At 56.2% G+C, this 12,474-nt stretch carries 11 protein-coding genes and 2 tRNA genes; 3 read left to right on the plus strand and 10 right to left on the minus strand.

Features of this window, described 5'->3' with window-relative positions:
- Nucleotide 1: 1 nt before the first annotated feature.
- The 3 genes from rplM to mutY all read right to left on the minus strand — a co-directional run bounded on the left by rplM (nt 2) and on the right by mutY (nt 4,089).
- On the minus strand, nt 2-436 hold the full coding sequence (gene rplM, locus M3P88_RS00510) for a 50S ribosomal protein L13 (protein ID WP_124734735.1): 435 nt from the start codon (nt 434-436) through the stop codon (nt 2-4).
- Nucleotides 437-801: 365 nt separating this feature from the next.
- Nucleotides 802-3,003 carry a RelA/SpoT family protein gene (locus tag M3P88_RS00515; protein WP_249614145.1) on the minus strand — a complete coding sequence of 734 codons (2,202 nt, stop codon included), beginning with the start codon at nt 3,001-3,003 and terminating at the stop codon, nt 802-804.
- 21 nt (nt 3,004-3,024) lie between these two features.
- Nucleotides 3,025-4,089, minus strand: a complete 1,065-nt coding sequence (mutY, locus tag M3P88_RS00520) for an A/G-specific adenine glycosylase (protein ID WP_502798936.1) — start codon at nt 4,087-4,089, stop codon at nt 3,025-3,027.
- Nucleotides 4,090-4,200: 111 nt separating this feature from the next.
- Between mutY and M3P88_RS00525 the strand changes: the two genes are divergently transcribed.
- Together M3P88_RS00525 and M3P88_RS00530 are read left to right on the plus strand one after the other, a co-directional pair.
- Entirely contained in the window at nt 4,201-5,541 is a 1,341-nt protein-coding gene (locus M3P88_RS00525) for a THUMP domain-containing class I SAM-dependent RNA methyltransferase (RefSeq protein WP_249614147.1), read from the plus strand.
- An 82-nt stretch (nt 5,542-5,623) separates the two neighbouring features.
- Entirely contained in the window at nt 5,624-6,226 is a 603-nt protein-coding gene (locus M3P88_RS00530) for a MarC family protein (RefSeq protein ID WP_249614148.1), read from the plus strand.
- Between the two features lie 77 nt (nt 6,227-6,303).
- On the opposite strand, the gene M3P88_RS00535 is transcribed toward M3P88_RS00530, so the two are convergent.
- The 4 genes from M3P88_RS00535 to M3P88_RS00550 all read right to left on the minus strand — a co-directional run bounded on the left by M3P88_RS00535 (nt 6,304) and on the right by M3P88_RS00550 (nt 8,462).
- A tRNA-Phe gene (locus M3P88_RS00535) sits at nt 6,304-6,379 on the minus strand.
- Between the two features lie 23 nt (nt 6,380-6,402).
- A tRNA-Phe gene (locus M3P88_RS00540) sits at nt 6,403-6,478 on the minus strand.
- Nucleotides 6,479-6,590: 112 nt separating this feature from the next.
- Nucleotides 6,591-7,667: a 4-hydroxyphenylpyruvate dioxygenase gene (gene hppD / locus M3P88_RS00545; protein ID WP_249614739.1), complete on the minus strand. Its 1,077-nt coding sequence runs from the start codon at nt 7,665-7,667 to the stop codon at nt 6,591-6,593.
- 15 nt (nt 7,668-7,682) lie between these two features.
- Nucleotides 7,683-8,462 (minus strand): phenylalanine 4-monooxygenase, encoded by a 780-nt coding sequence (locus M3P88_RS00550; RefSeq protein ID WP_283773049.1) that lies wholly within the window; start codon nt 8,460-8,462, stop codon nt 7,683-7,685.
- A 169-nt stretch (nt 8,463-8,631) separates the two neighbouring features.
- Between M3P88_RS00550 and M3P88_RS00555 the strand changes: the two genes are divergently transcribed.
- Complete coding sequence (locus tag M3P88_RS00555) at nt 8,632-9,111, plus strand: Lrp/AsnC family transcriptional regulator (RefSeq protein ID WP_249614150.1); 480 nt, start codon at nt 8,632-8,634, stop codon at nt 9,109-9,111.
- Between the two features lie 51 nt (nt 9,112-9,162).
- Here M3P88_RS00555 and M3P88_RS00560 read toward each other — a convergent pair whose 3' ends face one another.
- The 3 genes from M3P88_RS00560 to M3P88_RS00570 all read right to left on the minus strand — a co-directional run bounded on the left by M3P88_RS00560 (nt 9,163) and on the right by M3P88_RS00570 (nt 12,235).
- On the minus strand, nt 9,163-10,128 hold the full coding sequence (locus M3P88_RS00560; RefSeq protein ID WP_124734742.1) for a histone deacetylase family protein: 966 nt from the start codon (nt 10,126-10,128) through the stop codon (nt 9,163-9,165).
- A gap of 197 nt (nt 10,129-10,325) precedes the next feature.
- Nucleotides 10,326-11,270 (minus strand): RNA polymerase sigma factor RpoS, encoded by a 945-nt coding sequence (gene rpoS, locus M3P88_RS00565; RefSeq protein WP_249614151.1) that lies wholly within the window; start codon nt 11,268-11,270, stop codon nt 10,326-10,328.
- A 62-nt stretch (nt 11,271-11,332) separates the two neighbouring features.
- Nucleotides 11,333-12,235: a peptidoglycan DD-metalloendopeptidase family protein gene (locus tag M3P88_RS00570; RefSeq protein ID WP_249614152.1), complete on the minus strand. Its 903-nt coding sequence runs from the start codon at nt 12,233-12,235 to the stop codon at nt 11,333-11,335.
- Nucleotides 12,236-12,474: the final 239 nt, after the last annotated feature.

Below are 12,474 nucleotides of genomic sequence, written 5' to 3' on the forward strand. Positions count from 1 at the left end.
CTCAAAAATCAGTTTCCAGCACTTTCGGCTGTTGGGCTTCGTGCGGATGTTCGCTACCAGCGTATACCTTGAGCTTCTTGATCATTGCGTAACCAAGTGGGCCTTTAGGCAGCATACCCTTGACAGCTTTTTCCAGAACACGTTCAGGGAACTGCTGTTGCAGTTCGGTGAAGTTGCGTTCCTTGATGCCGCCCGGATAGCCGGTGTGACGGTAGTATTTCTTGTCTAGGGCCTTGGCACCGGTGACGCGCAGCTTGTCAACGTTAACGACTACGATGTAGTCGCCAGTGTCAACGTGCGGGGTGTATTCCGGCTTGTGCTTGCCACGCAGACGGTGAGCGATTGCAGCCGCTACACGACCCAGCACTTTGTCGGAGGCGTCGACCACGTACCACTCGCGCTTTACTTCATGCGGCTTGGCAGAAAAGGTCTTCATGGAGCTCTTCCATCGTAAATTCTTGAAAGTTCCGGATTCTATTGTAGGGAAGCCCTGCTGTCAAACCATTGTGCGATAACAATAAATAGACTCGCTCCTGTGTGTGCAAAACAGGCGCGCTTATGCTCGCAAAACAGGCAAATTCAGGCAAAAAAAAGCGCAATCATGTGAATGATCGCGCCAAGTTCCACCTAAATAAGGAGGATGGAGGAGACAACACCAAAACGCACATAGTAATGCAACGTCATGATGCGATTCGAATTATCCGCAGTGAAACCTGACTTGGCAAGGTTTTTTTGTGCAGAGCACAAAAAATGTTGCAATGCCGCATCTGTTCTTGCCGGGCGTTGTGGTAAGTATGCCCGTCAGGCGCGCCTGACGTCCTGTACGCCATTGATTTCATTTACATGATTAATGACCCGGCTGATCTCCTGTACGCTGCGCACTTCCACGGTAAAGCACATCCTGGCCTTGTGGTCGCGGGTCTGTGTGTTGACTGCAATTACATTGAGCTTTTCGCGTGACAAAACATCGGAAATGTCTCGTAGCAGCCCGGGGCGGTCACGCGCGCTGACTTCAAGGTCGATCGGGAAGACGCTGTTTTTCTGTTCGCCCCAGTCGGCGCTGATCAGGCGTTCCGGTGCTTCTGCCGACAGGCGTTTCAGGGTCAGGCAGTTGCTGCGGTGAATCGAAATGCCGCGCCCCTTGGTGACGAAGCCGGCGACGGAGTCGGGAGGGGCCGGCTTGCAGCATTTGGCCAATACCGTCATCAGGTTGTTGACCCCTTCAATCAGGATGCCGCCCGCGTCGTGGCCGCCTTTGCTGCGCTTGATCAGGTCGTCCGCGGTAATGTCCTGTGCCGGAGGTGGCGTAAAGCTGGCGATGGCGGTGCTGACCGCTCTGAGTGACAGTTCTCCATGCCCCAGTGCACCGAAAACATCCTCCAGTTTGGCATACCCCAGTTTTTCGGTCAGTGTGCCCAGATTGGGATGGTTGGGATGGCGCGCCAGTTCGCGTTCGAATAACTGGCGACCGCTCTCGCGTACCGAGTCGGCATTTTGCTGGCGAATATACTGGCGGATCTTGGTGATGGCCTTGTTGCTTTTGACCCAGCCCTCATGCAGCCAGTTGACGCTGGGGCCGCCTTCCTTGGCCGCCAGAATTTCGACGCGCTGGCCGTTTTGTAACGGGGTCGATAGCGGGACAATGTGTCCTTCGACCTTGGCGCCACGGCAGCGATCCCCCAGGCTGCTGTGGATGGCGTAAGCGAAGTCGATGGGGGTCGCCCCCGTCGGCAGGGAGAGAACGCGTCCTTGCGGGGTCAGCACGTACAGGGTGTCGGCAAACAGTTCGGTCTTGAAGGCGTCAGCCAGACCCTCTTTGTCGGAAATTTCTTCCCTCCAGTCGAGTAGCTGCCTGAGCCAGGAAATTTTTTCCTCGTACGCGGCATCGCCTTTGCCGCCTTCCTTGTAACGCCAGTGTGCCGCCACGCCGAATTCGGCATGCTCATGCATGTCAAAGGTGCGGATCTGAACCTCGATCGCCTTATCCTCCGGACCGATGACGGCCGTGTGCAAGCTGCGGTAGTTGTTTGGCTTGGGGTGCGAGATATAGTCGTCAAATTCCCCCGGAATCGGCTGCCAGATATTGTGCATCAGGCCCAGCACCGTGTAGCAGTCCGGCATGCGCTCGACCAGTACGCGTACGGCGCGGATGTCGTACAGCTCGGAGAAGTCGAGCTTTTTCTTGCGCATCTTTTTCCAGATGGAATAGATGTGCTTGGGGCGGCCGGCGACTTCTCCCTTGATGCCTGCCTTGGCCAACTCGTCGCGCAAGACTTGCAAAATGCGTTCGATATAGTCGAGCCGCTCCAGCCGCCTTTCATCCAGCAGTCGGGCAATTTTTTTGTAGCTCTCCGGCTCCTGATGGCGAAAGCCCAGATCTTCCAGCTCCCATTTGATTTGCCACACCCCCAAGCGGTTGGCCAGGGGGGCAAAGACTTCCATGGTTTCATTGGCGAGCTGGCGGCGCAGTCTCTCGTCCGGTACTTCGGCCAAATAGTGCATGGTCTGGGTGCGCCAAGCCAGTTTGATCAGCACCACGCGAATGTCGGTGACCATGGCCAGCAACATTTTGCGCATGGTTTCGGCCTGACGCGCACGCTCTTCAGGCGTATCGAGCTGGTCGATGCGTGCCAGTTCGGTCAGGCGCCGCACCTTGCCTACGCCTTCCACCAGCATGGCCACGGTAGGGTTGAAATGGTGCGCCAGCCAAACGCCGGCATCTTCCCGATAGTCGGGGGCGGCAAACAGCAGCGTGGCGGCGATGGCGTCCGGCAGCAAGTTCAGGTCGGCGACGATGGCCGCCGCTGCGACAGCATGACTGAATACGTCTTCGCCGGTGAGTGGCAGGTGGCGCTCTTGATAAAGTGCGCGCGCCTCGGCGAAGGCGCGTGCCAGCATGCCGCTTTCTTCGGGTGTGAGTGCGGCAGAAAGTTGCTCAAGCCAAAGTGCCGGGTCGGCAGCATTGGCAAGAGTATCGGCAACGGGGCGGACAACGGAAACCATACGGCGTTTTCAGCTAGCTTTTCAAAGGGGTGGGGGGAGTTTACCGGAACTCTCTGCCAAGTGCTTCAGCATGCGTTTAACCGGCGCGGGTACGCCAGCATCGGCCGCATCGCCTAAGGGCAGCCAGCATGCCGCACTGTCTTGAGCCTGAGTGTGCAGTGCGCTCAGGCTGACGGGCAGCGGTGTGATGATCAGGCGGAAGTGGGTGAAAACATGCTCGATCTCGGGCCAGGCCGGCAGGATGTCGCCTTCACCGGCCTGTTCCAGCCAGTCTTGCGCACTGTGGGTTGCACCCAGCTCAGGCAGGGAGAGCAGGCCGCCCCAAATGCCGGCAGGTGGACGGCGTTGCAATAATACTTGTCCGTCGTGTATGGCCATCAGCAAGGTGGCGTAACGGGTAGGAATGGCTTTTTTCGGGCGCGCTGTGGGTAGTTCGCTGCTGCGTCCCTCCAGGTGTGCTACGCAGTCCAGTTGCATCGGGCAGCGCTCGCAAGCGGGCTTGCCGCGGGAGCATAGCGTTGCGCCCAGATCCATAATGCCTTGGGTGTATGCCGGCATATCGCTTGCAGTTGCCGGGAGCAGGCTCTCGGCCAACTGCCACATGCTGTTTTCTATCTTTTTTTCGCCCGGCCAGCCGGCAATGCCGAATACGCGCGCCAGTACCCGTTTGACGTTGCCGTCGAGAATGGCATGGCGGTGCGAGAAGGCAAAGGCAGAAATGGCCGCTGCAGTCGAGCGCCCTACGCCGGGCAGGCGTATGAGCTGTGCCGGCTGTTCGGGGAAGGCGCCGCCGAATTCTTCGCACACCATTACGGCGGCTTTGTGCAGATTGCGGGCCCGGCTGTAATAGCCCAAGCCACTCCACAGGGTCAATACTTCGTCGACCGAGGCTTGGGCCAGCGTGTGCACATCGGGAAAGCGTTCGATAAAGCGGGCGTAATAGACCCGCACGCTGCTGACCTGAGTTTGCTGCAGCATAATCTCGGACAGCCAGACGCGGTATGGGTCGCTGACTTGCCAGGGTAGGTCGTGGCGACCATGTTGGCGTTGCCAGTTGAGCAGTTTTTCTGCAAATTCACGCGCAATCATGCCATTTTCCTTCCATCAAGCCGGCGATGGTAGCCCAAAGCCTGAGTGCTCACCAAGAACGCAGGCACAAAATCCGCTAAGATGCGGGATTGCTAATAAGGAGTGGGCATGTCCAGTTTCCGATCCCGCCAGCGCTCGCAATCGAGCCGTCATTTTATACGTCCGCTTGACGAGGCTGGGACCGAGCCTCAAGCGCCGGCCGCTGCGCCCGTTGCAGCGCCTTCCCGTACGCCGGCGGCACCCGAGGCACGAGCGCACGGGCGCGCGCCGGTTGCCATACGCGCCGAGCGTGTCAGCGCCATGTTTGCACCTTGCCCGCGCGGCCTAGAAGGTGTGCTGGCCGAAGAATTGGCCGCGCTTGGGGCGACGTCCATTGATAAGCGCAATAACGGCGTGGCTTTTTGCGGTGACAACGCCGTGATGATGCGTGCCAATCTGGAGTCGCGTACCGCCAGCCGTATCCTGATCCAGTTGGCGCAAGGGCCTTATCGTAGCGAGCAGGATGTATACAAGCTGGCTCTGACCATAGACTGGCCGCGCTGGTTTGCCGTTGGCAAGACGATCAAGGTCAAGACCGATGGTGTTGGTTCGGCTTTGCGCAGCCTGGATTTCATTTCGCTCAAGGTTAAGGATGCGGTGTGCGATCGTTTTCGTCAGGCCGATCTGGGGCGTCCTAGCGTAGATACCCGTTACCCCGATGTGCGTATTCATGTGTTTTTATCCGCCGATCAGGCCACGGTGTATATCGACAGTAGCGGCGAGCCGCTATTTAAGCGCGGCTGGCGCGAGGACACCGGTGAAGCACCGCTGCGTGAAAATCTGGCGGCAGGCATTTTGCTCTTGGCCGGCTATGACGGCTCGCAGGCCTTGCTTGACCCAATGATGGGCAGCGGGACTTTTCTGGTTGAGGCTGCCGATATTGCATTGAACCGGGCACCGGGGCGTTTGCGCAACTTTGCTTTCCGCGATTTGCGCAGTTTTGATGCGGTCGAGTGGGAAAGTGTACAGGCGCGGGCACGTCAGGCCGAGAAGCCGCTGACGGCTTTGCCTATCCGTGGCTCGGATGTGTCGGTGCAGATGCTGGTGAAGACGCGGCACAATCTCAAGCAGGCCGGTTTGCATGGTTTGGTGCAGATTGCGCAAAGCGATGTGCTGGATACCCGTCCGCATGCTGAAACAGGTCTGATTGTCACCAACCCGCCTTATGGTGTGCGTCTGGATGAGCAGGAAGATCTGGCACTGCTGTATCCGCAGCTGGGCGCCTGGCTTAAGCAGTATTTTTCCGGCTGGACGGCTAACTTCTTTACCGGGGATTTGCGTCTGGCCAAGCTGATCCGGCTGAATCCCAAACAGCGCATGCCGCTATTTAACGGTGCGCTGGATTGCCGCTTGTTTGTCATTCCCATGGTGGCCGGCTCCAATCGAGCCAAGGAGGGTGTGAGCGGATAAGGCGCGGTTTTGCCCTGTTTGTGATAAAGGCGTGCGATAATTCGTACGCCTTTATCATTTTATTGTCAGGAATGGTGTTGCCATGGAATCCACGTTTATCTCCGCCACCATTCTGCTGATCCTGATTACCGATCCGCTGGGTAATATCCCCTTGTTTATTTCTGCGCTCAAGCAGGTCAAGCCGGAGCGGCGGCGGCGTGTGGTCTATCGCGAATGTCTGATTGCTTTTTGTGTCTTGCTGGCATTTATGTTCGGCGGGCAGACCTTTCTTAAGGTCATGCACCTGAGCGACGAGTCTTTGAGCGTGGCCGGTGGCGTGATTCTGTTCCTGATTGCCATCAAGATGATTTTTCCTGGCGAGGGTGGTGTCCTGGGCGGGGATAAGGTGAGCGGAGAGCCGTTTATTGTGCCGATTGCCATTCCGCTGATTGCCGGGCCTTCTGCCATGGCAACGGTTTTGCTAATGGCAACCCGCGAGCCTGACCGTATGCTGGAGTGGGTTGGCGCCTTGCTGATTTCCATCCTGGTGACCACCGTGGTGTTCCTGTTTTCCAACCGTCTGCAAAAGTGGCTGGGCGAGCAGGCGATTACGGCGCTGGAGCGGCTGATGGGCTTGGTGTTGACTGCTATTTCGATTGAGATGCTGCTAGGTGGTGTGGCCGCTTATATCCGCCAGTTTTCCTGAGCCGGTTTTTGCGCAAGGCGTAGCCGGGCGGTGAAATGGAAAAAGCCCGAATCATGGATTCGGGCTTTTTCGGTATCTGGTGGCCTGTCTCGGAATCGAACCAAGGACACGCGGATTTTCAATCCGCTGCTCTACCAACTGAGCTAACAGGCCTCTGTCGGGGTGCAATAAAGTGCTGGTGGCCTGTCTCGGAATCGAACCAAGGACACGCGGATTTTCAATCCGCTGCTCTACCAACTGAGCTAACAGGCCTTCACGCTGTGCTGCATCGCGTTCAGAGGCGTGCATTTAACCAGACGAAAGCCACCGAGTCAAGGGTGAATTTCCATAAAAGCCGATTTTGACAAATCGGCCGCCACTTTCATCATGCTTGCAGCACGCCACGGCGCAGCTGATCTTCCTCTATGGATTCAAATAAAGCCTTGAAATTGCCCTCGCCAAAGCCTTCGTCGCCCTTGCGCTGAATGATCTCGAAAAAGATCGGGCCAATGACGGTTTCGGTAAAAATCTGCAGCAGGATGCCGCCGCCTTCGCCAGGCGCACCATCAATCAGAATGTGATTGCGTTGCAGGCGCGACAAGTCCTCGCCGTGCCCGGGCAGGCGCTGGTCTACGCGTGCGTAATAGGTGTCCGGCGTATCCAGAAAGCGCAGGCCGGCGGCGAGTTGCTCCACACTGGCGTAAATATCATCGCTGGACAGGGCGATGTGCTGAATGCCTTCGCCGTGATATGCCGCCAGAAATTCTTCAATCTGGCTTTTGTCATCGGAAGATTCATTAATGGGAATGCGGATCTTGCCGCAGGGGCTGGTCATGGCCATGGATTTAAGGCCGGTCAGTTTGCCCTCGATATCGAAGTAACGGATTTCGCGGAAGTTGCCGATCTTGCGGTAAAAATCGGCCCAGTGCTTCATCTGGCCGCGCCGGACATTGTGGGTGAGATGATCGATGCTTTTGAGACCGGCACCTTGCGGATGCGGATCCGCACCGGCAAGCGGAATGAAATCGACGTCGTAGATATCATGCTTGGGACCGTAACGGTCGACGAAATAGAGGGCAGAGCCGCCTATGCCTTCAATGGCCGGAATATTCAGCTCCATATAGCCGATGGGACGGGTATAGGGTTTGGCACCTTGTGCCAGCGCGTAGGCATAGGCGGCTGCGGCATCCTTGACCCGCCATGCCATGGCGCAGGCAGAGGCTCCATGTTGCTCGCCAAACAGCCGGGCAGGGTGTTGTTGTTCGGCATTGAGGATGAAGTTGATACCCCCTTGACGATAGAGGCTGACGGCCTTATGGCGATGGCGCGCTACTTCACTGAAACCCAAGGTGGCAAAAAGTTGCTTCAGTTGCTCGACGCCGGCTGCATCGGGGGCGGTGTATTCGACAAATTCAAAGCCATCACAGCCTAGCGGGTTGATGTTATCGGTCTCCATCTTGATCTCCTTTTTTTGTTATCAAGCCAAACCGTGGCGGGCGGTCCAACGGGCAAACTCATTTTCCAGCTGCTCAAAGCTATCGATGACGAACAAGGTGTCCTGCATGTGCCACACGTCGTAAGGCGTTTGTGCCATGTGATCAAGATCGAAACGATGCTTGGTCGTGGCATCCGACAGGCTGTAGCTCACCTCCTGATGCGAGGACAGAATGCCGGCACCGTAGATACGCAGCCCTTGCGGGCTGCGTATCAGGCCGAACTCGACGCTATACCAGTAAATTCGTGCCAGCCATACGCGGGCGGGGTGATTCTGGGCAAAGGCGGCGCTGCCGGCTGCACCGAAGCGCTGGAAAAAGTCACTGAAGCGCGGGTGGGTGAGTAGCGGGGCATGACCGACCAGGTCGTGGAACATATCGGGTGCCGGGGTGTAGTCGATATCTTCCGGTTTGCGGATAAAGTCGGTCGATGGAAACACGCGCGCGGCCAGCATGGCGAAGAAAATCTGGTCGGGCACGATGCCGTCGACCCGCTCAATAGTCCAACCGGTCTGTTGCTGGATACGCTCGCTGATATCGGCAAGCCGCGGAATGCTTGCCGGGGATAAACCGGTGGCTTCGAGTGCCTCCAGATACGCCTTGCAGGCGCGATCCGGCCACTGTGTTTGCTGGCGCGAGAGCAGGAGTCGCCATGTTTCGCGCTCGCATGTGCTGTATGTCGGCACCGGCGTGTGCTGAATATCAGTTTTTACATGCGGTAAGCTAGTCTTGCTTGTTGAGACTGGAAAGTCGGTGCTTTGCATCGTAGTTCCTCTCTTACAACACTAAAGCGGGCAATCTGACGCTAATATCTGGACTGATTTTGGCATTTCATTCTAGAGTAAGCAGACGGCAATTTGTGTGCGTTCTATGGCTGCATCAGATTGAAATAAAGATAAAAATTACAAATAAATTATCGAAAAAGGAGAAACCATGCCGAATCTGGTTCTGGATAAAACGGATTTGAAAATGCTGGCCGCGCTGCAGTTGAATGGGCGCTTATCGAATGTAGAGCTGGCGGAAAAGGTGGCCTTGTCGCCTTCACCTTGTTTGCGCCGGCTTAAGCAGCTGGAGGAGTCTGGCGTGATCCGCCAGTATGTGGCCTTGCTGGATCCGGCTTGCCTGGGGCTTGGCTTGCATGCCTTTGTACGGGTCAAGCTAGAGAAGCGGGCGGGTAATCTTAAGTCTTTTATCGAGGCGGTGCAGGGCTGGCAGGAGGTGGTGAATTGCTATGCGATGACGGGCGATATGGATTATCTGCTACAGGTTTACTTTCAGGACTTGCCGCACTTTTCCCGTTTTGTGATGGATCAGTTGTTGCAGCATCCCGGCGTCGAGGATGTGAAGTCGAGTTTTGTGCTTAAGGATTTCAAACAGACCACGGCATTGCCTTTAAGCCATCTGGCCGCGTGATGGCAGGAAACCCGAAAGCCTGAACCGCTTTGGGGTTTCCCGCTCCTTTCATCAGGTGTCCGACAGCGCACGCAGGTGGGCTGTTACGCTGCGTGCCAGCGATGACAGGTCATAACCTCCTTCCAGTACCGATACCACCCGGCCCTGGCAGTACAGGTCGGCGATTTGCAGCAGATGACGGGTGACCCACTCGTAGTCCGACTCGGTCAGTCCCATCGAGCCCATATCATCCTCCCGGTGCGCGTCAAAGCCGGCCGAGATAAACAGCATTTGCGGCTGGAAGTCATGCAGCGCCGGCAGCCATACGGTTTCGACGGCTTCGCGAAACTCGCGGCTACCCGAACCGGCTTTCATCGGCACATTGTGCATATGAGGGTTGCTGCCAGCGGGCGTGTCGCCACAGTAAGGGAAGAAGGGGTGTTGGAACATTGAAGCCATCAGGACGCGCGGGTCATCCTTGAAGATTTCCTCGGTGCCATTGCCGTGATGAACGTCGAAATCGACAATTGCAACGCGTTCATATTTGTAGACAGACATCGCGTGCGCTACGCCGACCGCGATATTGTTGAAGAAGCAAAACCCCATGGATTTGGCGCTCTCTGCATGATGTCCAGGAGGGCGGATGGCGCAAAATGCATTGGGTACTTTGTCTTCGCAGACGAGCTCCACGGCTTTCACCACTGCGCCTGCTGCGCGTTGCGCTGCGGGCAGCGTGCCTGGCGACATGGCCGTGTCCGGGTCTATGCGGAAAGTGCCGACCTGTGGCGTGCAGGCTTCGATATAGTCGACATAGCGGGGTGGGTGGACGCGGGCTAGTTGCTGCGGGGTGACCAGCGGTGCGTCGATCTCTTGCAGGGTGTCGAAAATCTGGGAGGCCATCAGTTGGTCACGGATGGCGATCAGACGTTCAGGACATTCCGGGTGGCCGACCCCCATATTGTGTCCCAAGCAATCGGAGTGGGTGATATAGGCGGTCAGTCCGGTACGGTGCCAGCGGTTTTTTAGCCAAGAGAACACGAGATTACCCTTCTTGCTTCCGATTCGAATTATACTTATGACTTTTAAATAAAGTGTGCGCGAAACAAGGCTTAAATGCAAACGTTTTGCCGTGCAACTTTGGTATGTGCGGACATGGGCGATGAGCGGCTAGGCAGGAAAAAAGAAGGCAAAAACAAGCGGAGGAGCTTGTTTTTGCCCGTGTGCCGGCCTTATGGCTAGATAAGCAGATCTTTGGCTACGCCCTGGCGACGCAGAATGCGACGCAAGTGCTCCAGCCCTTCTATCTGTATCTGGCGTACGCGTTCCCGCGTTAGATTGAGGGAGCTGGCGAGCTCTTCCAGTGTGCAGATCTCATGTCCATCCAGACCGTAGCGGCGCTCAATAACCATGCGCTGTTTGTCTGATAGCTGTGCCAGCCAGTGATGGACATATTTCTCCACTTGCAGATTGTGCAACTGGATATCCGGCTCTTCATGCTGCTCATCCGGAATCGACTCGCCAATGGAAAGCATGGGATCGATGTCCAGTGGCGCATCAAGCGAGGCCATGCGCTCGTTCAGGCTCATGATGCGCCGCACGTCCTCTACCGGTTTACCTACATGCAGGGCGATATCTTCTACCGTAGGCTCGCGCCCCCTTTTGCTTTCTAGGTGGCGTGAGGCGCGCAGATAAACATTCAGCTCCTTGATGACATGAACCGGCAGCCGGATGGTGCGTGACTGATTCATGATTGCGCGCTCTATGCTCTGGCGTATCCACCAGGTGGCATAGGTCGAAAAACGAAAGCCACGTTCGGGGTCGAATTTTTCCAACGCATGCATCAATCCGATATTCCCCTCTTCGATCAGGTCGAGCAGGGTAAGCCCGCGGTTAATGTAGTGTTTGGCAATGTTGACCACCAAGCGCAGATTGTGCTCAATCATCTTCTGCCGTGCTTCGAAGTCGCCCTGTACGACACGCCGTGCCAGCGCCAGCTCCTGCGGCGGGGTCAGCAGTGCATTGCTGCCGATGTCATTGAGGTAAATCTGGGTAACATCGGCAACGTCTTCATGCTCTGCGGCCTCGCTGGTCGCTTCTTCCGCATCGGCCTGCTTTTCCTCGGCATCCAGCAGTTCGTTTTCATCACCACTGTCTTCGATGGTATCTAGCGTGTCTTTCATGTTCCCTCCCGCTTTACTACGGCTTTTATTCACCAAAGCAGGAAGAAACCGCTGCTTCAGGCTTAATTGGCCAGATATTTTTCAGGATTTACCGGTTTACCGTATTCTCGGATTTCGAAATGCAGCTTGACCTGATCCGTATCCGTATTGCCCATGGTGGCTATTTTTTGCCCCTTTTTGATACTTTGCCCTTCCTTGACCAACAACTCGTCATTGTGTGCATAGGCCGACAGGAAAACCTTGTCATGCTTGATGATAATCAGCTTGCCATAGCCCTTGAGTCCGCTACCGCTATAGACCACCTTGCCATCGCCGGCGGCAATCACGTTTTGTCCCAGTTTTCCACCAATATCCAAGCCCTTGTTTTGCTCGGAAAAGCGGCGAACGACTTTGCCTTCGGTTGGCCAGATCCAGCCTATGCTGCTGTCCAGTGCCGGTTTGTTACTGTTTGCACTGGCCGCGGGTTCCGTTGCCGCGACAGCAGGCTTGGCGACGGGTGGCACGACCTTGGCCGCTGGCGGCGCGATGACCGGTGTTTTGATGACCGGTGTGCTGACCGTTGCAGCTGCCGTTGCTGCCATTTGTCCTTCGCTTTTTTGCCCCAGCTCCTTAAGTGCATTCTCGCTATAAGGCAATTTCAAGGCTTTGGGGTAGCGTTTGAGCGTGGCACTGTCTGTGGGTGTCACTGCCGTGCTGGTATTGCCGCTACCGACTTGTCTGATGCCCGCATCGGCAGTCATGGTGCCCGGTGGGCTCAGGCGTAAGACTTGTCCGACCTTGATATCAAAGCCATCCAGACCGTTCCATTGGGCGACATCCTGATGGCGCAAACCATTGTTAAGGGAAATCCGGTACAGGTTTTCACCCGCCTGTACGGTGTGGCTCGATTCTCCGCTGCGGTTGATCGTTACTGGTTTGGCGCTATTGCCGGGCATCGCCAATGGCGTTGTTTCGGCATTTTCCACATTGACCGCACGGGAGGGGAGCGTTTGTGTGCTTCTTGTCTCCTGTGCGGAAATAATGGGAGCCGGGCTATGTGATGTTTGTGCACATGCGCTCAGTAGTAACGAAGAGCAGGTGCCTAATATTGTTAAGTTTCGGTTTATTCTATTGTGCATCTTGTTCTGCATGATTCTTTATATGCCGTATGGCTTTCGGTGTAAATAATCTAGACGGCAGACTGTCGTTTTTGTGCCAGTGCGTC

The organism is Craterilacuibacter sp. RT1T (assembly GCF_023502145.1).
Taxonomy (GTDB): Bacteria; Pseudomonadota; Gammaproteobacteria; order Burkholderiales; family Chromobacteriaceae; genus Craterilacuibacter.